Source organism: Hyphomicrobium nitrativorans NL23 (assembly GCF_000503895.1).
Classification (GTDB): Bacteria; Pseudomonadota; Alphaproteobacteria; order Rhizobiales; family Hyphomicrobiaceae; genus Hyphomicrobium_C; species Hyphomicrobium_C nitrativorans.
Genome location: NC_022997.1, coordinates 1 through 25,243, shown reverse-complemented (window position 1 = coordinate 25,243; position 25,243 = coordinate 1). Strand labels below are relative to the sequence as shown.

Genomic DNA, 25,243 nt, shown 5'->3' with positions numbered 1-25,243 from the left:
GGCACGATTCAGAAACCCGAACACCATGAGGCTCGCAGCCCGCAGTAAACGTTCTCTTAAGCTGGGGCTGGATCTGAGAAAATTATTGAAAATCAATGCGATAATTTTGACCTGGGAACGTTCTCCCCCTGCCCTTCGCCCAAAATTGAACGGGCGAATCGCATGCGCGTCGCGACGCGCAGCGGACAGGTGCCGCATTCCGCTGATATGCTGAGGCAAGGGTGTCTTGCCTGCGGAAAGATGGAGGCGTGCTGTGTTGAAGACGCTGCGTTGCGACCGGAGGCATGACCGCGACCGCACATGGGCGCGTGGGTTGGTGGCAACCGGCGCGCTGCTGCTTCTCGCTGCGCCCGCGTGGGCTGCCGGCGAGGCCACGGGCCGCTATACGATGTCCCCCACCGAAGGCGGCGTCATCCGCCTGGATCGCGAGACGGGCGCGATGTCGTTCTGCACCGGCAAGGACGGAGCGTGGTCATGCAAGGAAATGCCGGAAAGCGAGAACGATCTGGCGCAACGCGTCGACGAGCTCGAACGCGAGAACCGCGCGCTGCGGGCCCAGGCTGAACGGAGCCCCGTGCATCCGCCCGCAAGCGAGCCGCCGGCCGCGGGCGATCTCGTTCCACCCGCGCCTCCCGGAGACCTTCCCGTTCCGACCGAGCGCGACGTGGACAAGCTGTTCGACTACGTCGAAGGCATGGTGCGTAAGTTCAAGGAGCGCATCGATCGCCTGGAGCGCGAGGCGCAGAAAGAGCCCGACCTGCCGCTCTGACGGCCCGTTGAACGAAGCGTCTCTCAGCTTGCGTCCGGACCGAAAAAAATCCGGTATCGCACGAAGTCGTCGGCCGCGATGAAGCGGTCGTAGACGCGCCGGGCGGCTGCGTTCGAGCCGCGCGTATGCCAGTAGAGTCGCGACCAGCCCTTCGCTTTCGCCAAACCCGCGAGGTCTCGGATAAGCGCTTCGCCCACGCCGCGGCCCCGCTGCTCCGGGGCGACGAACAGATCTTCGAGATAGCACGACGACGTCGTCGTCCAGGTGCCCGCGTGGAGCACCGAGTGGGAAAAGCCGCACACTTCGCCCGCCGTCTCGGCGACGCGGCAGAACAGGCCGTCGGATTTGTGGATCAGGCGGTTCCACGTGCGCGCCGTTACGTCTTCGGGGAGCGTGGTCTCGTAGAACGCGAGATAGCCGTCCCACAGCCGCCGCCAGCGCGGTTCGTCGCTCGGTAGGGCGTCACGGATCAGCACCGCCTCGGTCCCCTCGCATCTCGGTTTCGGGTGCCGATCATCCCCGATCGCGAGCGGCCTGACCAGCGGGCCGCGGGCGTAAATTCAGGGCGTCGGCGGGCGGAACTGCACAAAAAAGAAGCGCGACGGCCGCAAAATGCGGCCGCCGCGCCAAAGACCGAAAGTTTGATCGATATTAGATGATATCGATCTCGGCCGGCAGGTAGGACGTGACCTCAAGGCCAACTTCCTGCTCGCGAACCGACGGCTTCATCCAAGTCTTCATGATAGTTCCTCCTTTTTGAGCCCCCGACAAAAGAGCGTCCGAGGCAGGGTACAAATAAGCGGAGCTGACGCGGAATACCAATCGTATTTTCATTTTCGTTGGATCAGTCAGCCTGATGCTACATTGTAGCGTTTTAAAATAGGCGCATAGAAAAGAGAAGCCGCATGCAAAGCGTGGAACACCGGCGCCGAGTGAAATGAAAAGCCGCGTGGGCTGGGCCTGCGTATGAACCGATGCGAGACGGGAAACAGTGTTCGGCGCACGCGGCGCGACATGCAACTAATCGAGCAAAACCGGGCATATCTCGCATGGCTCGATGCGTGCCGCGCGTGGTGCATGAGGCGCGAGACGCGCCGTTGCACGAAAACGCCGGCGTGAGGACGCCTCTCGCGAGATCTTTGTTTCGGGAGCGTTCGGATGCATGAGAGAAAGCGAACACAAATCCGTGAAACACTCTCGTCGAAACCGTGATCCTGAGACAATGAAGACCAATCGGATCGAGGCATTCAAAACGGCTCAGAAAATAAAAAAGCGGCGGTCACTTTCGCGACCGCCGCCGAATTCAGCAAGTCTGATCGACTTAGATGATGTCGATCTCAGCCGGCAGGTACGAGGTCACTTCGAGGCCGACTTCCTGCTCGCGAACCGAGGGCTTGTTCCAGGTCTTCATGGGATGTTCCTCCTTAAGAGTTCCTATGACCAGCGGGCCGCCAGCCCGTCTGATGCTGCATCGTATATAGGCAAGCACCCCGATAACGGCAAATCGCAAGTTCGTGATCCAGTCATCAGTCTGTCTTATTGACTTGCAAAGATTTTCTTATGACTGCATCCAGCGTGGAGGCGTGTAAATTAAATAAAAACAATCAGTTGCGGTCCGAGAGCGACGTCCGTGCATCGGCCGCGAATTCGGCTTCGAGCGCCGCTTCGAGAGCTTGAAGGTCTTCCGGGATGGGAAGATCGAAGGCTTTGAGCTCGTTGAGCCGCTCCCGGAGCTGAAGGTAAATCTCGTGGCGATCCTCCGCCTCGTTCTGCATCCGCGTGAGCAGTACGCCGATTTCGGCCTGAACATCCTCGAAAGCCATGGTGGCACCTTCCTCTGTCGCGCGTGTCGTAAAGAAATAGGGATCCGACCGAAGCCGCCGCAAGTGCTGCCGCGCCCTGCACCTCGCGCTCCGTCCTGCCACGCCACAGGCACAATTTTCAGCGCTTCATCGGCGGGTGCGCGAAGCGGGGAAAACCAATGGGGGATCGTCATGAGAGACCCGTTCGTCGGCCGCGCGCTCGGCCTCGTTCTCGCGACCTGTTTGGGGTCGAACTTTGCCGGCCATAGTGTCCGCGCCGACGATCGGCCGCGCTTCTGGGCCGTGACGGGCGTCGCACCCGGCGACGTTCTCAACCTGCGCGACGTACCGCACGGCGATAGCAAGAAACTCGCGGGCATCCCGCCCGATACGCGCGGTCTCAAGCACCTCGGCTGCCTCACGCCGGAACCGAGTCTCGACCGCTGGATGATCATGACCGAGAGCGAACGCATCAACGCGAAGCTCCAATGGTGTCGCGTCGAATATCGCGGCATGCAGGGTTGGGTCGCCGCGCGATTTCTGAAGCCCGATCCATGACCGCATTGCGCACGATGCGAGCATAACGCACCACGCCCGCAAGTGTGCATCGTTTGATCGAGAACGTCCGAACGGGCTTGACGCGCGGTGCAGTGTGCTATGCTCATGAGTGTGCGGAACGAACGTGGGGGATGACACGTAAAAGCATAGCGCCCGCTTGCCGGGCCGTGTATCGAGTGGGGTGGCGTGATGCGTTTTGATTTCGCGGCGTTTCGGCGGGCATTGCCGGCCGACCTGTCTCCCAGCCTGTCGACGGCGCTCGCAGCGGCGGGCACGTCGCTCGCAACGTTGATGATCGGCTACGTCGTCCTTTTCGGCGGCGGCAAGACCGAGGCGGACGCCGAGATCAGGGCAAACACGGTCGCCGTGAGAGGCCCGGTCTTCACGCCCGTTGTGACCACTCCTGCCGTTGCCCGCATAGATCGGCCCTCCGCCGTGTCGCCCGGCGCTGTCGTTCAGCCGATGACCGGCGACGCCCAAGACCTCACGCGCTCCGTCCAGACGGCGTTGAAACGCGCAGGCTGTTACCAGGGCGGCATCGACGGCGTGTGGGCCGGACAAACCAGCGCCGCGATGGAGGCGTTCACGATCCGCGTCAACGCGCGGCTTCCCGTCGACAAGCCTGACGCTGTGCTGCTGGCCCTCGTCGAAACGCATGACGACGTCTCGTGCGCCGTTGAAGCCTTTGCTTCGCCGGTAGATGCGAGCAGGCTCGAAACGGGCAGCATCGAAACGGCTGTCGAGAGAGGCACCCCGACGATGAGGCGCGAGGCGATCATGACGCGCGATGTCGTCCTGTCCTCTTCTGCCACGTTCGAGACGCACGGCCGCGCGGAGCATCTGAGCTATGCGGACGAGACGCAGCCCGCCTCGAAAACGGCACAGCCGCTCGCGCATGTCGCGACGGCGTCGGTCGGTGGGAACGAAACGGCGGCCGCAGGCTCGCCCAAGATGGTGCCGGCACCCGTCGTGCGTGTCCCCAAGGCTGCAAAACGCGAACGTCCGCGACGCGCGTCACGCAGAGCGCGCAACAAACCGCCGTCGTTCTCGCGCTCCGTCTCCCGCAGCTTCCGCTCCATCAGCCGCACGATGAACCGGCTGTTTTAGGCCGCGCACTCATAAATGGATGGGACATTGATGAGCCAAGACAAGCCAAGGGTCAGGAAAAGCGCGTAGCGCGATGCCTACGCATCGGGCAAGCGGTTTGACGCCGCCATTGGCTTGTCTTGGCTCACCCCGAAGGGGCGCGGTCCTTTCGCACTGCAGGGTCATGCCGGAGACATGCTTCCAGCATGACACGAAAGTCCTCGCGTCAATGCCCATCCATTTATGAGTGCGCGGCCTAACCCTGCATCTCGACGCCAATCCCCCACGCTTCCTCCTGCACGGCGATGTCGGTGAGGATGCGGTCGAGCAGAAGGCATGTGCGCTTGAAGAGATCGGACCCGCGCCGGTAATCGGCAGCCGCGAAGAAATCGACCCGCCCCGCGCGGAACAGCTCGACGCACGTATCGTAGCCCTTGCCGCGCTCTTCCGGATGCACGGCAATCGCGTGCCCGCCGCTCTTGCGCATCAGCGCCATGGAGGGCACGTCGGTCTCGCCGTCGCCGAAATAGATCATGTTCCGGAACGGGATCGGCCGCAGCTCTTCCGCCATGTGCGCGTTGATGCTCTCGCCGAGATCCTCGATGCCCTTGTTGATGCGGAAGAGATACTGCGTCTTACCCGTGTCCGTGATCACCCGCTTCGGAAACGGCAGCTCGTAAGCGTCGAACCAGTATTCGGACGCGAACACGTTGTGGAAGTGGCGGCGGATCGAGGTGCCTTCGATGATTTCGGTGAGCCCGGATGAGACGAGGTAATGCCGAAGCTCCACGCCCGCGCTTTCCGCACGGATACCGATGTATTCCGCGATCTCGTCGAACCATTCGGCAACACCGGGAAACAGCGCCACGTCCGCGCCCTGGCGCACGAGGTCGTCGCGGTCGATCCTGAGGCCCTTCTCGCGCGCCTTTTTGTACATCAGGTGCATGTAGGTGATGAGCGGGTCCGCGCCCTGCTCGCGCGCGACGCGGGTGCACTCGTCCCAGAAAGCGGATGCTTCGATGCCGAGTTGCGGCAAGAAGGAGTATTCCTGCATCGGGCGCGGGGAGAGCGTGCCGTCGAAGTCGTAGACGAGCGCGATGGTCTTCTTGTCGAAGGCCTCTACGGGCTTGGACGCCGTCTTCGATTTTGCCGAAGAAGCGTCCGTATGCGCGGGCGCGTCGTCCTCGTCCCGTTCCGTCTTGCGCCCCGTCGCGCGCTCGGTCATCTCCGGCTCCTGTCCATCAAAAATTATTGACGAACATTCCGCCGATTCGGGTGGCGTGCTGAAGGCGTGAGGACGCGGTATGAACAACTTGACGGACATCTGCGGCAGCGCCCGCCGTCGCGGATGTCCGTTTCATGCCGTCAGAACTCAGTGCTTATGGCCGCAGCCGCACCCGTCATGGCCGCCCGCGTGGGTGTGCTCGTGGCTGTGATCGGCCTCGTGCTTGTGACCGTGCCCGCCACAGCACCCGCCGTCATGGGCGTGGTGATGATGGTCGTGGCCATGATCGTGCCCATGGGAATGATCGTGAGAATGGCCGTGGTCGTGCCCGCATCCGCAGCCGTCGCCGTGCGCGTGATCGTTGGGGTCGGCGAGCACGGCCGCCAGGCGCCGCTCAAGTGCGATTGACTGCTCACGCGGCGCATTCCGTGCTTCGAGCGTGAGCGCCATGATCTCGGCGCCGAGCCTCAGATCGTCCACCTGTCCGAGGTAATGCCGCCGCAGCCGGCCCTGCCGGTCGAACAGCAGCACCGCAGGTGTGCCCTGAATTTCGAACGCGTCCATCGTTTCCGGCAGGGGACCGCCGGTGGTCTTGTCGAGCGCCACCGGAAATTTCAGCTCATGCTCGGCGACGAACGCTTCGAGGGCGGCTTTGTCCTGCTTGTCGGCGTGCTCGAAGGGCGTGTTGAGCCCGATCACGACCACCTCGTCGTCGCTGAAGGCGCCCGCGATGCGCGCCGCCTGCGGAAGGCCGTGCTTGAGGCTGCCGGGGCAATGCTGCTGGAAGGCGGCGAGCAGGACGACCTTGCCCTTGAGGCTTGCCAGCGTCAGGGAGGAATCGGCGTTAAACCAGGCGGCGGCGGCAAGCTCTGGCGGGTTCTCGGGGTCGAACATAGATGTCCTTTCGCAGGAGATGAGGCGCCCACCATAGCCCGGAACGGGGCACACGTCAGGGGGCGGGAGGCACGGCCTTTGCGTTTCACAGATCAAAACCGCTTGTTCTGCGGCATCGCGCATCGGAACGTCTTTAGACGGCGAAGTCGAGGGGGGCCAAACCTGGAATTCCCCGTTTGTGGGGCTGCTCAGCGCCTCGACGACGGCCATGTTGTCGAAGTCGGCCAGACGCGCCTGCATGGCCTTGATGAAGGGGCCCTCGCCCTCCGCGCCCATCGGCACCGAAAGACTGGCCCGCCCGTCACGGTCCGAAAGCACCCACTGAATCTCGTGCTCCGGGTCGGATTTGTCGACCGCAACGTGAACGCGCTCGATCTCGCCCCACTCGATGAGGGCAACGCGCCCCTTTTCGTCGCGAACGGATACGATCCTATCGTCGAGCGAAACGCGGATCGGCGAGATCGCGCTGGGCGGCGGCGCGTCATGGCGTCGCCCGATGAACTTCGAAAGCCAGTCCAGCATTGCGGTTGCCCTGTTGGGCTTTGAGTTGGGCTCTGAAGCCGTCATGTCGGATCGGTGCCCGCACACGCGATCGCATCGTGTAGACCATGATTCACCAGCAAGATCGAGTACATGCGTCCGGAAAAAGCAATCCGGAGAAAGAGAAAGCGGCGCATGACACGTCGTGCCGAGACGGCCTCGCCATCCGGGGATGGACGAGGCGGCACCGACACCATGCGAGCGCTGCGAGAGAAGGGCAAGCCCGTCCCTGACGGAGCTCAGGCGGCCGCCGGAAGATCTTTATCCGAGCCGCTGCTCCAGCGCCGCCAACTCCTCTCGGAGGCCAGCCGGAAGCTTATCGCCGAAAGTGGCGAAGTGCTCGCGGATGGAGGGGAGTTCGCCTTTCCAGCCCTCGACGTCGACCTTGAGCAATTCAGCTAGATCCTCGCCCGGCACATCGAGCCCGTCGAGATCGAGCGCGCCGTCGGCGGGCAGCCGCCCGATGGGGGTTTCGACCGCGTTGTCCGCGCCGTCGCACCGCTCGAAGATCCATTTCAGCACGCGGCTGTTTTCCGCATAGCCCGGCCACAGGAACTTGCCGTCGGCGCTCTTTCTGAACCAGTTGACATAGAAGATCTTGGGCATGGCGCTGCCGCCCTTCTCGCCGATGTCGAGCCAGTGCTGGAAGTAGTCGCCCATGTGATAGCCGCAGAAGGGCAGCATCGCCATCGGGTCCCGCCGAACGTCTCCGATCTTACCCGCAGCCGCGGCGGTCTTTTCGGACGCCATGGTCGCACCAAGGAAGGTGCCGTGCTGCCACGAGAGCGCCTCCGAGACGAGCGGCACGACGGACGCCCGCCGTCCGCCGAAAAGAATGGCGTCGATCGGTACGCCTTTGGGGTCGTCCCACTCCTTGGCGATGACGGGACATTGCGCGGCCGGTGCCGTGAAGCGCGCGTTGGGGTGCGCTGCGGGCCGGCCGGACGCGGGCGACCAGGACCGGCGCAGCCAGTCCGTCAGGTGCGGGGGCGGATCTTCGCCCATGTTCTCCCAGTAGAAGTCGTCGTCGTCGGTCATTCCGACGTTGGTGAAGATGCAGTTGGCGTCGAGCGTCTTCATCGCGTTGAGGTTTGTCTCGCGCGATGTGCCGGGCGCCACGCCGAAGAAGCCGGTCTCGGGGTTGATCGCGTAGAGACGCCCGTCCGCGCCGAATTTCATCCAGCAGATGTCGTCGCCGATGGTCTCGGCCTTCCAGCCGGGAATGGTGGGGATCACCATGGCGAGATTGGTCTTGCCGCATGCGGACGGGAAGGCGGCGGCGATGAATTTGGATTGGCCTTCCGGATTGGTGAGCTTGAGGATCAGCATGTGCTCGGCGAGCCAGCCTTCGTCGCGGGCCTGCACGGACGCGATGCGGAGCGCATGGCACTTCTTGCCGAGAAGCGCGTTTCCGCCGTAGCCGGAGCCGAACGACCAGATCTCGCGCGTTTCCGGGAAATGGCAGATGTACTTCGTGGTATTGCAGGGCCACGGCTCGTCGGCCCACGTCTGCCGCTTGAGCGGCACGCCGACCGTGTGGTGTCCGCGCACGAAATCCGTGTTGTCGCCGAGAGCCTTGAGCACCTCGTCGCCGACGCGCGTCATGATGTGCATATTGGCGGCCGCATAGGCGCTGTCGGTCACCATGATGCCGATCCGTGCGATCGGCGATCCGATCGGCCCCATCGAATAGGGGATCACGTACATCGTCCGCCCCATCATCGCGCCGTCGAACAGGCGTTCGAGCGTGACCTTCATCTTTCCGGGATTTGCCCAATTGTTGGTCGGCCCGGCGTCGGATTCGGACACCGAGCAGATGAACGTCTGATCTTCCACGCGGGCGACGTCTGCCGGATCGGACCGCACGATCACCGAGTTGGGGCGCTTGTCCGGGTCCAGCCACAGCGCCGTTCCCATCTGCACCATTCTGTGCAGCAGATGCTGGTATTCCGCCTGGCTGCCGCTGCACCAGTGAACGGCGCCTGGTGCGAACAACTTTCGGCAGTCTTCGACGAACGAAAGAACCGCCGAATTCGTCGTTGCGATCTTTACGGGAGGCGCGGCGTTCATGTCGGTGTGTTCTCCGCCAATCGAGAGCGTTGAGGCTATCGGAAATCTGCCCCTTCTCTATTGATCGCGCGCAGGCCGCACAAGCGCTCACAAAGGCCTAAGACGTTGAACTAACGTATCGGTTGACGCTCCCGCGCACGTGCGACGAGAGCCACCAATTCGCGGCGCGCTTCCTCAGGGGAGGTTACGCGGTTGTCGAAGGTGAGACGCGCTGTCATGCCGTCGCAGACGAGATCGAAGCCTTCGGGATCGATGCCGGTCATGCTCCACGGTCCGCTCGGTGCTCCCGCGAGCACGGTGGCATAAAGCTCGTTCGCCGCCGCATGATCTTCGTTCATATGCGCGACGATGTCGTCGTGACCGGCGACGAGGGACGCGGCGTCCGAGATGTCGAGCAATAGATCGCGCGGATCGAGATCGACGATGCGTCCGAACCCGCCGATGTAATGCGCCCGATCCGGGACGAGTTCGTAGAAGGCGAAATCCGGAAAATCGGCATAGCCCGCGGCGTGCGGTTGGCGCGCGAGGAACCGGCTCCGTGCGGCGGCGCGCTCGCTCTTCTGCGCGCGCCCCATCAGCGTGACCCGTCCGCCCGCGAGCGGGTCTCCGGTGGCGTCTGTGCCGTCGAACAGCAGGCTCGCCCGGCCGTCGGCGAGGAGATTTTTCGTGTGGAGGGCGAGGGTTGAGATCAGGAGGAGGGGCGTGCCGTCCACATCGGTTGCGATTGTGACCAGCGAGGCGTAAGGATGGCCGGTCGTACTTTCGAGCGTGGCAAGCGACGCTTTGAGGGCTCGGCGCGTGAGCACGCGGGCGGCCTCGGCGGGCGGGAGCGCGTCTCGCGGTGCGTTGGACGGGGTGCCGGGATCGGTGACAGCCATGGGGAAACGAGCCTCGTGTGAGCTTGCGGTGGGCACCGATCAGGTTACGCACCGTTCAGACTGGGTTCAGGCGGAGAGACGTAACGGATCTCCTGCCACAATTGATCCACCTTGGGACCATAAAGCGCAATCGATCCCTATTAAGAGCGCCCAGAGGATAAGCGGAACCTGAACATGAAAGAGAAGAGCACGATCGCGCTTGTAGATGACGAGCGCAACATCCTGACGTCACTCGGGATGGCGCTCGAAGCCGAAGGCTACAAGGTGCGCACCTATTCCGACGGTGCGTCCGCGCTTGAGGCTCTGACCGAGGATCCCGCCGACCTCGGCATCTTCGATATCAAGATGCCGCGCATGGACGGCATGGAGTTGCTCCGCCGCGTGCGGCAGCAGTCCGACATGCCCGTGATCTTCCTCACCTCGAAGGACGAGGAGATCGACGAACTGTTCGGCCTCAAGATGGGCGCCGACGATTACATCGCAAAACCCTTCTCGCAGCGCCTCATCGTGGAGCGCGTGCGCGCGATCCTGCGCCGCCTGCAACCGAAGGACGGCCAGGCCGCGGAGACGACCGTCGCCCACACCCTGGAGCGCGGAAAGCTCAAGCTCGATCCGGAGCGCCACACCTGCCACTGGGATGCCCGCCCGGTGACGCTGACCGTGACGGAATTTCTGATCCTCCAGGCGCTCGCGCAGCGCCCCGGCGTGGTCAAGACGCGCGACGCGCTGATGGATGCCGCCTACGACGACCAAGTTTACGTTGACGACCGCACAATCGACAGTCATATCAAACGCTTGCGTAAGAAGTTCAAGCAGGTCGACGATAGCTTCGATGTCATCGAGACGCTCTACGGCGTCGGCTACCGCTTCAAAGAGGCATAGACCACGATCGTTTCAGGCCCTATCAGCCTGAAACGTGAATCGTCGGTCTCACGAAAGACATAGAGCGTGATCGCGATTCAATTGAAGCTGATCACGCTCTAGAACGCGTCGGAGCGAGTGTTGGCCGCATCAGGCGCAAGCCAGCCTGACGGTATCGAGGACACACCCTGGAGTGGAGGGGCAATGGCGCTCGAAACCGAGCGAACGCCGGCGACTGCCACCGGGCTCGACGCTGTCACGTCCGGGCTGCGGAGGCAGGCGGCCGCGCTTCTGCCGTGGCCCCGCAGGCTGCTGCGTCGGGTCTCGAAGGCGATGGCCCGGCATTCGCGCTGGTGGCAGGGCACGTTCGTTTTCCGCTTCCTCAGCGCAAGCCTGCTCCGCCGTATCCTTGCCGCCAATCTCGCAGGCCTCGTCGTCGTCATCGGCGGCATCTTCTATTTCAGCGAGCACAACGTCTGGCTGCTCGAAGCGAAGCGGGAGTCGCTGCGCGTCCAGGGCGAGATCATCGCCGCTGCCATCGCGAGCGATGCGCGGATCGAGCCTGGCCGCCTGATCATTCCGACCGATGATTTGCTGTCGCCTCAGGACCACGCGGACGATGCGTTCGCCGCGCACGAGCTATCGATCCGTCCCGAACGCGTGGCGCCCATTCTGCGCCGCCTGATCCAGCCGACGCAGCGTCGTGCCCGCGTCTACAGCCGCGACGGCACGCTGGTCATGGATTCGGCAACTTTGCTGATGCGTGGCCAGCTCAACCGCCACGAGCCGAAGGTCGAAGATGGCACGCGGCTGCGCACGAAAAACTTTTGGACACGCCTCAAGTCTTTGATGATCGGAGAGGAGTTGCCGGTCTACCGCGAGATCGGCAACGCCAACGGCACCTCCTACCGCGAGGTCCGGCGCGCCCTCGAAGGCACGACGACGGCCATGCTGCTGCTCAACGAGAAGGGCGAGCAGATCGTCTCGACGGCCGTGCCCATCAAGCGAGGCGGCGTCGTGCAAGGCGTCCTTCTGATGTCGACCCCGCCGGGCGAGATCGACGACATTCTCTCCGAGGAACGCGCGCTCATCTGGGTGCTCGCGGCTTTTGCGCTCATCGCCACCCTGGTGAGTTCGCTGATGCTGGCGCGCACGGTGGCGGGGCCGATCCGCCGCCTCTCCGCCTCCGCCGAGCATGTGAGCCGCAACATCTCGGCCCGCCATGAGTTGCCCGACTATGCGCACCGCACCGATGAAGTGGGGCAGATGGCGTCCGCCTTCGCCTCCATGACGGATGCGCTCTATCGGCGCGCCGAAGCGAGCGAGAGCTTCGCCGCCGACGTGGCGCATGAGTTGAAAAACCCGCTGACCGCGGCCCGCTCGATGGCTGAAGCGCTTGCCTACGCCAAGACGGAGGAACAGCGCCAGGAAGTTGTGCGCCAGATCCAGAACGAGCTGAAACGGCTCAACCGTCTGATCACCGACGTGTCCAACGCCTCTCGTCTCGACGCGGAGTTGGCACGCCAGCAGATGGGCCCGGTCGACGTGACCAGCGTGGCCGCGAGCGTCGCGCAGATTTTCCGCGACATCCTTTCGAGCGACAGCCGCCTCGTGGCGACGGAGATCGCGCCCGCCCCGTTCGAAGGCGCGTTTCTCGTGAGCGGCCACGCCGGCCGTCTCGGCCAGGTGTTGACCAACCTCGTGGACAATGCAGTTTCGTTTTCTCCGGAAGCGAGCACCGTGACGGTGCACGTGCGCCGCGTCGCCGGCATCGTCGAGCTGGCGGTGGAGGATGAAGGCCCCGGCATTCCCGATGACCGCCTTAGCATCATCTTCGACCGCTTTTACACGGATCGCCCCGACACCGAGGCGGTGCGCGGCAAGAACTCCGGGCTCGGCCTTTCGATCTCGCGTGAGATCATTCGCGCCCACGGCGGTGAAATCTCGGCCGAGAACAGGCGAGGCGCACTGCAGGCGGCGGACGACAAGCCTCTCGGCGCACGGTTCGTCGTGCGCCTGCCCGCGCTCGTTGCCTCGGCCCGCTCCGGCATGACCAGCGGCCGGCGCGCGGCGCCTGCTTCGGATCGGCACCATGACGCGCCCCGCGACCGAGTTTGAGCGCGTTCACGCCACCGCGCTCGCGCTTGGCGGCAAAGCGGCGTTGATCCGCGGCCCTTCGGGAGCCGGTAAGTCCGACCTCGCGCTACGCTGCATCGCGGCTCCCGCGCTGGCTCATGTGCCGCACCGCGCCGAACTCGTGGCCGACGACCAGGTCGAGCTTCGCCGCACATTCGACGGCATCGAGGTCTCGGCTCCGCCCGCTATCGCCGGCAAACTTGAAGTGCGCGGCCTCGGCGTGCTGGAGGTGCCCTACCGTGCGTCTGCGCGCCTCGCGCTCGTGATCGACCTCGTGGCACTCGACGACGTGCCGCGCTTTCCGCTCGAAGAGATCGCGACGGTTTTCCTGGGACAGGCCGTCCCGACGCTGCGTCTCGCGCCGTTCGAGGCGTCCGCTCCGGCAAAGGTCGTGCTCGCGCTGGCCGCAGCCCGGGACGTGCTGGCCCCCCCGCGGTCTGTTGGATGAAAGTCCTTGCGTTGCCCGTGAAGCCCTGTAAGTCTCCGCCGCGCCCTGTGGCACGGGCTTTGGTCCGCTTAGCGTCTCATGATGCCATGGAGAAAATCGTGACGCGATGGAGAGTTAGGCCGCGGCGTGTGGAGGATCGGCTCCGCGTCGGCGAATCGAAAACTCGCAACAATCACGGCTCTTCCAGATGATCGGACTTGTGATCGTTACGCACGGCGGCCTCGCCGTAGAATTCCGCGCGGCACTGGAGCACATCGTCGGCCCCCAGACGCAGCTGGAGACCATTTCCATCGGGCCTGAGGACGATATGGAGCTGCGCCGCAGCGAGATCCTTGAGGCCGTGCGCCGCGCCGAAACGGGCGACGGCGTCATCATCCTGACCGATATGTTCGGCGGTACGCCATCGAACCTCGCGATTTCCGTGATGGACGAGGCGAAGGTCGAGATCCTGGCGGGCATCAATCTGCCCATCCTGGTCAAGCTCGCGGGCCTGCGCGCGGACGTTCCGCTCGACGAAGCCGTGACGTTGGCGCGCGAGGCCGGCCGGAAATATATCAAAGTGGCCAGCCAAGAGCTGTCCGGCGAGCAGTAGGCAGGAGAGCGCCGAAATGCCGGAAATCCGCGATAGCAAACGTCCCGAGGCCGTGGTGACGGTGGTCAACCGCAAGGGGCTGCACGCGCGCGCGTCTGCCAAGTTCGTGAAGCTCGCGGAGAGCTACAACGCCACCATCACCGTGACCCGCGACGGTCAGACGGTCGGCGGCACCTCGATCATGGGCCTCATGATGCTCGCCGCAGGCCCTGGCTCCACGCTCTATATCAACGCCTCCGGCGCCGAAGCTCCGGAAGCGCTCGAAGCTCTCGTCAATCTTGTCGAGACCGGCTTCGGCGAGGAACTGGCCGGCGAGGACTGACCCGGTCCACTTCGGACATGCCCCGAACGCGGCGCGGCAGCGCCCGGGAGCGTCTTGGCGAAGCCAAGCTCCGCTTGGACGCGGCGCGCGGGTCATGGCGGAGCCATGCAAACAAAAGAGCGCCGGAGCTATGCTTCGCATGGACTGCCGCGGCCCTCCACAAAGCACCACACTTTTTGTCCGAAGCTTCTGGCAGCTTGTGTCGCACCAAAGAACGGCGCGGCAGCGCCCGGGAGCAAGGCGACCCGCGGCAAGTGCCGCGGCCCTCCACAAAGCACCACACTTTTTGTCCGAAGCTTCTGGCAGCTTGTGTCGCACCAAAGAACGGCGCGGCAGCGCCCGGGAGCAAGGCGACCCGCGGCAAGTGCCGCGGCCCTCCACAAAGCACCACACTTTTTGTCCGAAGCTTCTGGCAGCTTGTGTCGCACCAAAGAACGGCGCGGCAGCGCCCGGGAGCAAGGCGACCCGCGGCAAGTGCCGCGGCCCTCCACAAAGCACCACACTTTTTGTCCGAAGCTTCTGGCAGCTTGTGTCGCACCAAACATATAAGGACTTGTTTATATCTTATTGCCGTCCAGGCTCTGGGCGGCTATATGGGGGCGGAGATCGCCTGGGCCGCCGGATCGCGTGCCCGCCTCCTGTGCAAGAAAAACACAAGGAATCCCAATGAGTTCATTCCAGGACTACGTCGTCAAGGACATCTCACTGGCCGACTGGGGCCGCAAGGAGATCGCCATCGCCGAGACCGAGATGCCGGGTCTGATGGCGACGCGTGAGGAATACGGTCCTTCCCAGCCGCTCAAGGGCGCCCGGATCGCCGGTTCGCTGCATATGACGATCCAGACGGCGGTGCTGATCGAGACGCTCAAGGCGCTCGGCGCCGACATCCGCTGGGTCTCGTGCAACATCTACTCGACCCAGGATCACGCCGCGGCCGCGATTGCGGCAGCCGGTATCCCCGTGTTCGCCTTCAAGGGCGAGACGCTGAAGGAATACTGGGCCTTCACGCACAAGCTGTTCGAGTGGGGCGACGGCGGCACGCCGAACATGATCCTCGACGACGGCGGCGACGCGACGCTCTACATCCATCTCGGCGTGCGCGCCGAGGGCGGCGATACGGCGTTCCTCGATAAGGCTGGCTCCGAGGAAGAAGAGGTTCTCTTCGCGCTCATCAGGAAGACGCTCTCCGAGAAGCCCAAGGGCTGGTTCGGCACCGTCGCCAAGGCGATCAAGGGCGTCTCCGAGGAAACGACCACGGGAGTGCATCGCCTCTACGAGATGCAGAAGGAGGGCAAGCTCCTCTTCCCCGCGATCAACGTCAACGACTCGGTCACCAAGTCCAAGTTCGACAACCTCTACGGCTGCCGCGAGAGCCTCGTGGACGGCATCCGCCGCGGCACGGACGTGATGATGGCCGGCAAGGTCGCGATGGTTGCGGGCTTCGGCGACGTCGGCAAGGGCTCGGCCGCCTCGCTCCGCCAGGCTGGCTGCCGCGTGCTCGTGTCCGAGATCGATCCGATCTGCGCGCTCCAGGCCGCGATGGAAGGCTACGAGGTCGTCACCATGGAAGATGCGGTCAAGCGCGCCGACATCTTCGTGACGGCGACCGGCAACAAGGACGTCATCACCGCCGATCACATGCGCGGCATGAAGGATCGGGCCATCGTCTGCAACATCGGCCACTTCGACAACGAGATCGAGGTGGTGGGTCTCAAGAACTACAAGTGGGACAACATCAAGCCGCAGGTGGACGAGATCGAGTTCCCTGATGGCCACCGCATCATCCTGTTGTCCGAAGGGCGCCTCGTGAACCTCGGCAACGCGATGGGCCATCCGTCGTTCGTGATGAGCGCGTCGTTCACCAACCAGACGCTGGCGCAGATCGAGCTCTTCACCAATCTCGATAAGTATGAGCGCAAGGTCTACACGCTGCCGAAGCACCTCGACGAGAAGGTCGCCCGTCTCCACCTTGAGAAGATCGGCGTGCAGCTGACGAAGCTCTCGGACGAGCAGGCCGCTTACATCGGCGTGCCGCAGCAGGGCCCCTACAAGTCGGATCACTACCGCTATTAAGTTCCGCAAAGTGCTCAGACCAAACGAAAGCCCCGCCAGCGATGGCGGGGCTTTTTTGCTGGGCGCTGGCGGCGGAATAGGCCGCTTTAGAGCATGTTCATTTCAAACGAACTCGACGCTGTCCCTCCCCCCTCATGCCGGAGGCATGTCTTCGACATGACGTGGGGGAGGTTAGGAGGGGGGGATTGAGCACCATCTGGTGTTGGGCTTCCCCCCCACCCCTAGCCCCTCCCCACAAGTGGGAGGGGAAAAACGCGAGTCCGCCTGACCTGAACGTGCTTTAGGCCGCTTCGCGGCCCCATTCGGGGAAGGGATCGGGAAGCGTCTTCCATGCGCCCGTGTCGACGGCGCCTTCCTTGGGGAGCGGCAGCAGGCACGCATCCAGCTCCGCAATCATACGGGCCTTGTCCATCTCGCGCGTTCCGATGAAGACGATCTCTTGGCGACGGTCGCCCCAGAGGGTGTGCCAGGTCTTGTTGATCCGCGCGACGAGGTCGTCCTCCTCCGGCCAGTTCTTCTTCGGCACGGCGGCCCACCAATAGCCGATCGCCTCATGCCGCACCAATGAGCCGGCCTGCGCGAGTTCGCCAACCCATTGCGGCCGTGTGGCAAGCCAGAAGAAGCCTTTCGCCCGCACCACGCCCGGCCAGGATTTGGTGAAGAAGGCGTAGAGCTTCTCCGGTTCGAATGGCCCGCGCGCGCGATAGACGAAGCTCGAAATGCCGTATTCCTCGGTTTCGGGCTGATGATCCTTGAAGCCGTTAAGCTCCTTGAACCACGTAGGGTGCCGATGAGCGGCATCGAAGTCGAACAGGCCGGTGTCGAGGATATCCCTTGCCGCGATCTGCGCGTGGCTCGTCTCGATGATGCGCGCATCCGAGTTGAGCGCCCGGATGATGGCGCGGGCGGCCTCCACGTCTTCGCGCGATGCCACGTCGATCTTGTTGAGCACGATCACGTCGGCGAACTCGATCTGGTCGACGAGAAGCTGAACCAGCGGGCGCTCGTCCTCGTCGCCGGCCGTTTCGCCGCGGTCTTTCAGGAAATCCTGCGAGGAATAATCCCGCAGCAGATGCGCCGCGTCCACGACGGTCACCATGGTGTCGAGTCGCGCCACGTCTGACAGGCTCTGGCCGTCCTCGTCGCGAAACTCGAATGTTGTCGCGACGGGAAGCGGTTCCGCGATGCCGGTCGATTCGATGAGCAGATAGTCGAAGCGCCGTTCCAATGCGAGCCGGCGGACCTCTTTCAAAAGGTCGTCGCGCAGCGTGCAGCAGATGCAGCCGTTCGACATCTCGACCAGCGTCTCGTCCGTCCGCGACAGGTTCGCGCCGCCCTTCGAAACGAGATCGGCGTCGATGTTCACCTCGCTCATGTCGTTGACGATGACAGCGACCTTGAGGCCCTCGCGATTGTTGAGGACGTGGTTGAGTAGGGTCGTCTTGCCCGCGCCCAGGAAGCCGGACAGCACCGTCACGGGCAGGCGCCTGTCGATACGCGTCGCACTGCGTTCGAGATGGTCTTTGAGCTTTGTGTCCATATCGATCAATCCTCCGAAATATTCGGATGTTATAACATCCAAAACGAGACACACAAGTCCCGCGGGCGTCGTTCGAGGCTGGCGTCCAAAGAAAAGAGGCGCGGGATGAAACCGCGCCTCCGTTTGGATCGAACGCCGCTTTTTGGGAGACGGGGTAGGCGTCCGGTCAGTTGAGATTGATCGAGCCGAACACCCGCACGTTGGCGCCGGGCAGCAGAACATCCTCGCGGCGCTTGAAGGACGTGTGGTTCAGCACCTCGTCGTCCGCGAGGTTCTCGCCCCTGATGCCGATCGTCGCCACGGGAACGATGCCGTCGACGGTCTCGCCCTGGATCGTGTAGCTCAGCTCCGCCGAGACGAGTGTGTAGCCGGGCGTCGCTTCCTCTTCTTCGCCGAAGCGGTTCTGATCGAAGGCATGAAGAACGCCGGCCCGCGCGAACCAGTTGGCGTCGCGGTAGTAGATTCCGCCGCCGAGGCGATGCGGAGGAATGCGCGGCACGTAACCGCCGCCGTCGAACTTGGCGTGGACGAAGTCGTACTGGCCTTCGATGCCCCACAGACCGTTCCAGATCGGCGCGACGTCATATTGGAAGGCCAGCTCTGCGCCGTAGAAGTTTGCGTCCCGCTGCTGGAAATGCACGAGATCGAACATGTGCGCGCCGCCGTGGCCATGGCCGTGACCATGTCCATGCTCGTCTTCAGGCTCGCACTCGTGTCCGTCCGCCTCGCAGGTATAGCCTTGCAAGGCGCGGTAGATGAAGCCGTTGTAACGCGTGTAATAGGCCGACGCGTCGAACCGGAAAGCGCCGCGCGCCTTCGCGAGGCCGACTTCCGCCGTTGTTGCCTTCTCGACATCGAGAAACGGATTTCCGACCTCGAACGTGCCTGTCGCCTCATGCATGCCCTTCGAGAACAGCTCCGCCGCATCGGGCGCGCGCTCGACATATGAGCCCGTGAGCCTGCCGACCACGTCGAACGGAAGTTTTTGCAGCAGGCCGAGACTGCCGCTCACCGGAGTAAAGCTGCGCTCGCCTTTGAAATCCTCGTGATGGAGGTGGAAGTGGGAATGGTTGCCGTGCGGCACTTCCTCGATTTCGAACTCGCTCCAGCCTTTTCCGTCCACCGTCGTGTGCTCGATGCGTGCGGCGGCCTGCAAGCGAAGGAACGGATTGATTTCCAGCTCCTCGAACCAGAACGCCGCCACGCTCTGCGTATGCGCGGGTTCGAGCAGCGATTCACCGGCGTCTGGATCGGGCACGATACCCGAGGTGTCGCGGTTCACGACATGGACACCGAGCGCGCCGGAAAAGGTGCCGAGCGATGTGCCGACCGGCAGATGCTGAAGTTCGAGGCGCGCTTCCTGCTCCGTGTTCTTGAAGCGCGAGTGAACCGCAAAATCCACGTCGTCGTCGTCATCATCGTGCGCATGCCCATGGCCGTGCCCGTGCCCGCCGTGGCCATGGTCGTGCTTGGCCCATTCGTTATGGCGGTAATTGGACGCGCCGAACCAGAAGCGGATCGCTTCGATCCCTGCGTCGCGTACGCGCCACTCGCCGTGCGCCATGTATCTGTCCTGCACGAGATCGATATAGGGATCGACGCCCTCCTCGGCCTCGTGTCCCGGAATCCCATACGTGCTCTCGATGCGCGAGAAGGACACGCCGAAGAAGCCGTCGAGCCCGATGAGCGACGCGCCCAATGCGCCGCCCTTGCTCTCGACGAAGCTGTTGACGACTGTGCCGCGCGGAGAATCGTAATCGTCCGCCTTGCGCCAGAATCCGTCGGCGTGAACGGCAAACCCGTTCGATCCGGCCGTCGCCTTGAACGATCCGTCCTTTCCTTCGTCCACCGACGTACCCGCGCCGCGGATCGCGCCGCTGAAACCGTTTCGCGGGATGAACGTCGGGATACGCTGGTTCTCGACCGAGACGACGCCGCCAATGGCTTGCGACCCGTAGCGCAACGTCGCCGGGCCGCGAATGACCTCCACGCGGTCGCCCGCGTTGGGATCGATGGGCACGGCATGGTCCTCGGAAATGGCCGCCACGTCATGCGTGCCGATGCCGTTCTCCTGCGTGCGCACGCGATAGCTGTCGAGACCGCGGATGATCGGCCGGTTTGCGCCGGGCGCGAACGTGCTGCCGATGATGCCGGGGCGCGTCTGAAGCGCTTCGGTGATCGTTTGTCCGCTCGTGCTCAGAACGTCGCGGTCGGTCACCACCGTCACCGAGCTGAACGTATCGTCGCTGACGATCAAAGTGCCGGGCAGGTTGTCCGGAAGCGGCGCTTCGAAGTCCGCAACAGGGGCGGCTTGCGTGCTGGCTGCGGGCGCGCTCGGGCGGCGCGCCTGCTTGCGCACCGGGCTGGGGCTCGTGACCTCGATCTCCGGAAGATCCGTGACGGTCTCCTGCGCGTGGGTGATGGTCGCCGAAGCCGCCGCGGCTGCGAACAGCGCCGCGGCCGGCAAAACCGCGCTTGAAAACCTTTTCCTTTGAGACGTCCGCATCACAAACCTCTTGAGCGTGGATGTTATATTATCCGATGCGTAAAGCGAGGCACGCACGTTGGCAACGCCAATTGTGATATTATCCAGTCTAGCTCCGGGGATCGTATCTGACTCGTGGCGGATCGGTCACAGGCCGGATCAGCCGCACGCGGACGCGAGGCGCCGCCGCCATCTTCTGGGCCGCGCTGCATCCGCCCCCCGGTCCGGGGTTGACGGGGCTGCTATCGAGTTCGTATCGCTGCCCCGTGAGCTTGATCGGATACGACCCGGGGCAAAAAGCCCGGGCGAGCACGGAGAGAGAAGATGAGCGGACGCATTGGAATTCGAGTTGGTGAAGCCCTGGTCGCCGGCGGCCCGCCCGGCACGGCAGCCGAGCCCGAGGTCGCGATCGGCGAAATGGACGGGCCCCTCGGCACGGCGTTCGCAAACCTGCTCGGAAACCAGGTCGTGGGCCACAGCCGCGTGCTGGCGCTCCTCAACACGGACGTCATGATCCGCCCCGCCACCATCTGCGTGAGCAAGGTGACGGTGACGGACGAGCGCTACACCAACATCCTGATGGGCACCGTGCAGTATGCCACCGCCATGGGCGTGCTCGATGCCGTGAGAAACGGCGACATCCCGAAGGAGAAGGCCAACGACCTCGGCATCATCGTTTCGCTCTGGCTCAACCCGTCCGTGTCGACGATCGAAAACCTGGATCATAAGATCCTGTTCGACATTCACCGCGAGGCTACGACCAAAGCCATTCACAAGGCGATGTCGAACGAGCCCTCGATCGACTGGCTCCTGGAGAACCAGGACAAGATCGTTCACAAGTACTTCGAGAAGGGTCTCAAGGGCGAGATCTGATCCAAGAGAAACCCCGGCGAAACCCCGGCGCATCGCGCCGGGGTTTTTTGTTACGCGCAATCGAGCTACTTGGCGCGCGCAACGCGCAGAATGTTCGACGTGCCCGCATCCGGATCTTCGGTCAGCACGTAGACGGCGCCGTTCGCCCCGACCCGGACATCGCGCACGCGCGCTTTGAGCGGCACGCGCTCTTCGTAGGCGACGCGGTCGTTTTCGATATGGAGAACCACGAGGCCGGTCGAAACGAGACCGCCGACGAGAAACGCGTCCCGCCATTCCGGAAACTCGTCGCCGCGATAGAGCGCCATTCCCGACGGACCGATGACGGGATCCCAATAGTAGACCGGCTGCTCGGTGCCATCCTTGGCGGTGATGCCCGCACCCACGGGGTCGTCGCTGTATTCGACGCCGTAGGTCACTTCCGGCCATCCGTAGTTGAGTCCGGCCTCAGGACGGTTCAATTCGTCGCCGCCCTTCGGACCGTGTTCGACGGTCCAGAGCCGTCCGTTGCCGTCCAGGGCCGCAGACTGGAGATTGCGATGGCCATAACTCCAGATTTCCGGTAGCGCGCCGTCCTTGCCGACGAACGGATTGTCGGAGAGCGGCTTTCCGTCCTGATCGATACGGAACACCTTGCCGAGGCCGCTTCCGAGGTCTTGCGCCTGACCGCGCACCTCTTTGTCGGAGCGTTCGCCCACGGTCACGAACAGCTCGCCGTTGGAACCGAAGACCAAACGCGAGCCGAAGTGCTTGTCGCCATCGTAGGTCGGCATCTGCCGGAAAATGACTTTGACGTCTTTGAGGGCACCGCCGCCTGCGTCGTCAAGCGCCAATGTCGCGGAGGCGACGCTGGTGCCGTTGCCGCCATCTCGTGGCTCGGAGAACGAGAAGAAGATGCGGTTCGACGTTTCGAAATCCGGCGCCAGCACGACATCCAGCAGACCGCCCTGTCCATCGTCGTCGACATCCGGCACACCGGCGAGCGCACCGCTGACTTTCCCGTCCGGATAGACGACGTGCATCGCGCCTTCTTTGGCGGTCACGAGAATGCGGTCGTTTGGCAGCAATTGCATCGCCCACGCCTGGGGGAGACCCTCCGCAATAATTTCGGAGGCCGCCTTCGGCATTTCGGCGGGTTGAGCAGCCCGCGTTTGCCCTGCAAAAGCGGGTTCCTGATTTGACGCGTTGGGAGGCTGCGTTTCCGTCGGCTTGCCGATGGGCTGCGCCTCCGTTCCATCCGCGGGCGGCACGCCTTCCACCTCTTCGGCAGGCGACGTCCCGCTATCGGTTTGGGCGAAAAGAGGCGTGGTGACGAGAACGGCTGACAGCATCGTCCCCGCGAGAAGGGAGGGTGTGCGAGGCATTGTGAACTCCGGTCATGGTTGAGATCATGGCCGCAGATCTTGGCGTCTTATCGAGGAAAGACGGGAGGTGACGCGGCCGCGTGCTCAAAGGGTAAGGCAAAGCGCCGGGAATAGTTCCACGCGGCGCGGCGCGATGAAGCACCCGAAGCAGCGCGCCGTCCGCGCGATCCTGGGATGAAGTGTGTCTGCGCGTGCCTCAACGCGCGCAGACACACTTTCTATGGCAGCGCTGCCGAAGACGGCCTGAGCCTAACGCGACAACCCTTTTTCCTTGAGCTCGGCGAGATACTCGCCCCACCGCTTGTCTTTCTGCAGCGACAGCATGTGGAGATAGGACCACGTGAAAAGGCCCGTGTCGTGCCCGTCGTCGAACACGATGCGCACCGCGTAATTTCCGACGCCGCGCAGTTCGCGGATCTTCACGTTCTTCTTGCCGCCGACTGTGACGCGTTGCTCTTTCGAATGCCCCTGCACTTCGGCCGACGGGCTCAACACGCGCAGGAATTCGGCAGGAAGCTCGTGCTCGTCACGCGTGGCGAAGGAGACGCGCAAGGCCTCGCCGCCGTGTACGGCTTCGAGCTTGGGCGGCTTCATGCCCCGCCCGGCCACGCGCTCGATTTCGGACCAAGCGTTGGCCGCGATGGCGCGGAAAATGTCCGCGCTCGGGCTCTCGGGATGGGTGGCCACAACGGGCCGCCCGGCATCCGAGGTCTCTCGCACTTCCATCGTGAGCGGCACCTCGCCGAGAAACGGAACGTCGAGCCTTTCCGCCTCGGCGCGCGCGCCGCCGTGCCCGAAGATGTCGTAGCGCGCGCCGGTATCGGGCGCGATGAAGTAGCTCATGTTCTCCACGATGCCGAGCACGGGGATGCTCACTTTGCGGAACATGGCGAGCCCTTTTCGGGCGTCGATCAGCGCAAGGTCCTGCGGCGTCGAGACGATCACGGCCCCGGCAAGCGGCACCTGCTGCGCGATGGTGAGCTGTACGTCGCCCGTGCCCGGTGGCATGTCGATCACGAGCACGTCGAGATCGCCCCAGACGACGTCGCGCAGCATCTGGTTGAGCGCGCTGACCACCATCGGTCCGCGCCAGACGATGGGCGTGTCCTCCTCCACCATGAAGCCCATGGACATGACCTTGAGCCCATAGTTTTCGAGCGGCTTGATTTTCTTTTCGCCGGCGCCTTCGGGGCGATCGGTGATGCCGAGCAGGCGCGGCTGGGAGGGGCCGTAGATGTCCGCGTCCATGATACCGGCCTTGAGGCCGATGGCCTGGAAGCCGAGCGCGAGGTTCACCGCCACCGTCGACTTGCCGACGCCGCCCTTGCCGGACGCGACCGCCACGATGTGCTTCACGCCGGGCACGCCCTGCGTCTGGCGAACGGGTGCGCTACCCGCAGCGGGCGGAGCGGCCTTGCGGCCACCGTCTCCGGCCGCGCCTCTGGCGCGCGCTTCCGCCACGCGCGGATGCTCCCGGCCGTTCCCCGATGCCCCGTTTCCGGCACCCGCAGGCGCGCTTCCGGGCGCGGCCTCGGCCGTGAGTACGGCCACGACCCCGCTCACGCCGTCAATCTCGCGCACGACCTTCTCGGCCGCTCCGCGCAACGGCTCCAGCTCTTCCGCCCGCGCGGCCGGGACCGTGATGGAGAAATAAACCCGCCCGTCCTTGATCAGGACGTCTGAGACAAGACCGAGATCGACGATGTTTCCGTCAAGATCCGGTCCCTTGACGCGCCGCAACCGTTGGACGACCTCTTCCTTCAGATCAGACATAGGGCTCTCCCGCGCTCCTTGTTCTTCCGATGTTTTCCGGCTCAAGCTCGCGAAGAGCGCGCGAGCGAGCGCCGCAGGGGCAATCCTGCGTCTAGGCCATGGGCCGGAGAGGCGCAACGGTGGAGTTTCTCCGGAGTTCTCCCCTGGCTCCCGATCGGATATAGGAAGCGAGCCGCCGCCGCGCCATGAAGGCGGAGCGAAATCCGGAAAAGGATGAGGCGCGGGAAATCCAGGGAGGGGGACGGGTGAAAGGACTGCTGGCGACGAGCCGGCTGATCGACCGGACATCCACGGCGATCGGGCGGGCCGCAGCTTGGCTTGTGGTGGTCGCAGCCGTGATTAGCGCGGGGAATGCCGTCGTCCGCAAGACCTTCGACTGGAGCTCGAATGCCCTGCTGGAAGTCCAGTGGTGGCTGTTTGCGCTCGTGTTTCTGCTCGCGGCGCCCTGGGCGCTCGTCTCCAACGAGCACATCCGCGTCGACATCGTGAACAGCCGCCTTTCGCAGCGCACGCGCAACATTATCGAACTCGTCGGCCATTCGCTTTTCCTGTTGCCCGTCGCGGCGCTCATCGCGGTCACGTCCTGGCACTTCTTCATGGCCTCGTACGCCCATAACGAGCAGTCCCCGAACGCGGGCGGCCTCGTGCTTTGGCCGATCAAGGGCCTCATTCCGGTGGCCTTCGCCTTGCTTTTTGTTCAGGGCGTCTCCGAAATCATCAAACGCGTGGCCATCATGCGCGGAGACCTCGCCGAGAGCGGCCCGCAGGGCGGCTATCACGACACCGTCGTCGAGACGGGCGTCGACCTGAAGGACGGCGGCGAGGGTCCGCCCCACGGGGACAGGACCTGATGAACCGGGACGGGGGACGTTTGCGCGAAGCGCGCCGTTCCCCTCCCCCTTGTGGGGAGGGGTTAGGGGTGGGGGGAATCACGCCGGCTGCTATTCTGGAATC

At 64.0% G+C, this 25,243-nt stretch carries 23 protein-coding genes; 11 read left to right on the top strand and 12 right to left on the bottom strand.

Features of this window, described 5'->3' with window-relative positions; translation table 11 throughout:
• The first annotated feature begins 253 nt into the window (after positions 1–253).
• Positions 254–769, top strand: coding sequence for a hypothetical protein (locus W911_RS00115; RefSeq protein ID WP_144083457.1), 516 nt, complete (start codon positions 254–256; stop codon positions 767–769).
• 23 nt (positions 770–792) lie between these two features.
• Here the strand turns inward: W911_RS00115 and W911_RS00110 are convergent, their stop codons facing one another.
• The 4 genes from W911_RS00110 to W911_RS00095 form a co-directional block, all read right to left on the bottom strand.
• On the bottom strand, positions 793–1,245 hold the full coding sequence (locus W911_RS00110) for a GNAT family N-acetyltransferase (protein ID WP_023785476.1): 453 nt from the start codon (positions 1,243–1,245) through the stop codon (positions 793–795).
• A gap of 175 nt (positions 1,246–1,420) precedes the next feature.
• On the bottom strand, positions 1,421–1,510 hold the full coding sequence (gene pqqA / locus W911_RS00105) for a pyrroloquinoline quinone precursor peptide PqqA (protein ID WP_020087993.1): 90 nt from the start codon (positions 1,508–1,510) through the stop codon (positions 1,421–1,423).
• Positions 1,511–2,090: 580 nt separating this feature from the next.
• On the bottom strand, positions 2,091–2,180 hold the full coding sequence (gene pqqA, locus W911_RS00100) for a pyrroloquinoline quinone precursor peptide PqqA (protein WP_023785474.1): 90 nt from the start codon (positions 2,178–2,180) through the stop codon (positions 2,091–2,093).
• Between the two features lie 193 nt (positions 2,181–2,373).
• Complete coding sequence (locus W911_RS00095; RefSeq protein ID WP_023785473.1) at positions 2,374–2,592, bottom strand: hypothetical protein; 219 nt, start codon at positions 2,590–2,592, stop codon at positions 2,374–2,376.
• Positions 2,593–2,763: 171 nt separating this feature from the next.
• Between W911_RS00095 and W911_RS00090 the strand changes: the two genes are divergently transcribed.
• Together W911_RS00090 and W911_RS00085 are read left to right on the top strand one after the other, a co-directional pair.
• The gene (locus W911_RS00090) at positions 2,764–3,129 is read left to right on the top strand and encodes an SH3 domain-containing protein (RefSeq protein ID WP_023785472.1); all 366 of its coding nucleotides are present in this window, start codon (positions 2,764–2,766) and stop codon (positions 3,127–3,129) included.
• A 189-nt stretch (positions 3,130–3,318) separates the two neighbouring features.
• Positions 3,319–4,236, top strand: coding sequence for a hypothetical protein (locus tag W911_RS00085; RefSeq protein ID WP_023785471.1), 918 nt, complete (start codon positions 3,319–3,321; stop codon positions 4,234–4,236).
• Positions 4,237–4,471: 235 nt separating this feature from the next.
• Here W911_RS00085 and W911_RS00080 read toward each other — a convergent pair whose 3' ends face one another.
• From W911_RS00080 to W911_RS00065, 4 genes are all read right to left on the bottom strand, one after another.
• A complete protein-coding gene (locus W911_RS00080) occupies positions 4,472–5,440 on the bottom strand; it encodes an HAD family hydrolase (RefSeq protein ID WP_023785470.1) in 969 nt (322 codons plus the stop codon).
• Between the two features lie 147 nt (positions 5,441–5,587).
• Positions 5,588–6,856: a peroxiredoxin family protein gene (locus W911_RS18580; protein ID WP_023785469.1), complete on the bottom strand. Its 1,269-nt coding sequence runs from the start codon at positions 6,854–6,856 to the stop codon at positions 5,588–5,590.
• Between the two features lie 279 nt (positions 6,857–7,135).
• The gene (locus W911_RS00070) at positions 7,136–8,944 is read right to left on the bottom strand and encodes a phosphoenolpyruvate carboxykinase (GTP) (protein WP_023785468.1); all 1,809 of its coding nucleotides are present in this window, start codon (positions 8,942–8,944) and stop codon (positions 7,136–7,138) included.
• 110 nt (positions 8,945–9,054) lie between these two features.
• A complete protein-coding gene (locus tag W911_RS00065) occupies positions 9,055–9,822 on the bottom strand; it encodes a HugZ family pyridoxamine 5'-phosphate oxidase (RefSeq protein WP_023785467.1) in 768 nt (255 codons plus the stop codon).
• A gap of 174 nt (positions 9,823–9,996) precedes the next feature.
• Here W911_RS00065 and W911_RS00060 point away from each other — a divergent pair, with 174 nt between their 5' ends.
• The 6 genes from W911_RS00060 (at position 9,997) to ahcY (ending at position 16,254) form a co-directional block, all read left to right on the top strand.
• A complete protein-coding gene (locus W911_RS00060) occupies positions 9,997–10,704 on the top strand; it encodes a response regulator transcription factor (RefSeq protein WP_023785466.1) in 708 nt (235 codons plus the stop codon).
• A 183-nt stretch (positions 10,705–10,887) separates the two neighbouring features.
• Positions 10,888–12,801, top strand: a complete 1,914-nt coding sequence (locus tag W911_RS00055; protein ID WP_023785465.1) for a stimulus-sensing domain-containing protein — start codon at positions 10,888–10,890, stop codon at positions 12,799–12,801.
• Positions 12,776–13,267 (top strand): HPr kinase/phosphorylase, encoded by a 492-nt coding sequence (locus W911_RS00050; RefSeq protein WP_023785464.1) that lies wholly within the window; start codon positions 12,776–12,778, stop codon positions 13,265–13,267. The genes W911_RS00055 and W911_RS00050 overlap by 26 nt, the downstream gene beginning before the upstream one ends.
• A gap of 187 nt (positions 13,268–13,454) precedes the next feature.
• Positions 13,455–13,859 carry a PTS sugar transporter subunit IIA gene (locus W911_RS00045; protein WP_023785463.1) on the top strand — a complete coding sequence of 135 codons (405 nt, stop codon included), beginning with the start codon at positions 13,455–13,457 and terminating at the stop codon, positions 13,857–13,859.
• A 16-nt stretch (positions 13,860–13,875) separates the two neighbouring features.
• Positions 13,876–14,181, top strand: a complete 306-nt coding sequence (locus tag W911_RS00040; protein ID WP_023785462.1) for an HPr family phosphocarrier protein — start codon at positions 13,876–13,878, stop codon at positions 14,179–14,181.
• 666 nt (positions 14,182–14,847) lie between these two features.
• On the top strand, positions 14,848–16,254 hold the full coding sequence (gene ahcY / locus W911_RS00035) for an adenosylhomocysteinase (protein WP_023785461.1): 1,407 nt from the start codon (positions 14,848–14,850) through the stop codon (positions 16,252–16,254).
• Positions 16,255–16,534: 280 nt separating this feature from the next.
• Here the strand turns inward: ahcY and zigA are convergent, their stop codons facing one another.
• Together zigA and W911_RS00025 are read right to left on the bottom strand one after the other, a co-directional pair.
• Complete coding sequence (gene zigA / locus W911_RS00030; RefSeq protein ID WP_023785460.1) at positions 16,535–17,794, bottom strand: zinc metallochaperone GTPase ZigA; 1,260 nt, start codon at positions 17,792–17,794, stop codon at positions 16,535–16,537.
• Between the two features lie 166 nt (positions 17,795–17,960).
• Entirely contained in the window at positions 17,961–20,300 is a 2,340-nt protein-coding gene (locus W911_RS00025) for a TonB-dependent receptor (RefSeq protein ID WP_041316063.1), read from the bottom strand.
• A 303-nt stretch (positions 20,301–20,603) separates the two neighbouring features.
• Here W911_RS00025 and fae point away from each other — a divergent pair, with 303 nt between their 5' ends.
• The gene (gene fae, locus W911_RS00020) at positions 20,604–21,152 is read left to right on the top strand and encodes a formaldehyde-activating enzyme (protein ID WP_023785458.1); all 549 of its coding nucleotides are present in this window, start codon (positions 20,604–20,606) and stop codon (positions 21,150–21,152) included.
• A 65-nt stretch (positions 21,153–21,217) separates the two neighbouring features.
• Here the strand turns inward: fae and W911_RS00015 are convergent, their stop codons facing one another.
• Together W911_RS00015 and W911_RS00010 are read right to left on the bottom strand one after the other, a co-directional pair.
• Positions 21,218–22,516, bottom strand: a complete 1,299-nt coding sequence (locus W911_RS00015) for a PQQ-dependent sugar dehydrogenase (RefSeq protein WP_041316059.1) — start codon at positions 22,514–22,516, stop codon at positions 21,218–21,220.
• A 249-nt stretch (positions 22,517–22,765) separates the two neighbouring features.
• Positions 22,766–24,289, bottom strand: coding sequence for a P-loop NTPase (locus W911_RS00010; protein ID WP_023785456.1), 1,524 nt, complete (start codon positions 24,287–24,289; stop codon positions 22,766–22,768).
• Positions 24,290–24,534: 245 nt separating this feature from the next.
• Here W911_RS00010 and W911_RS00005 point away from each other — a divergent pair, with 245 nt between their 5' ends.
• Positions 24,535–25,140 (top strand): TRAP transporter small permease subunit, encoded by a 606-nt coding sequence (locus W911_RS00005; protein WP_041316740.1) that lies wholly within the window; start codon positions 24,535–24,537, stop codon positions 25,138–25,140.
• The last annotated feature ends 103 nt before the right edge of the window (positions 25,141–25,243 follow it).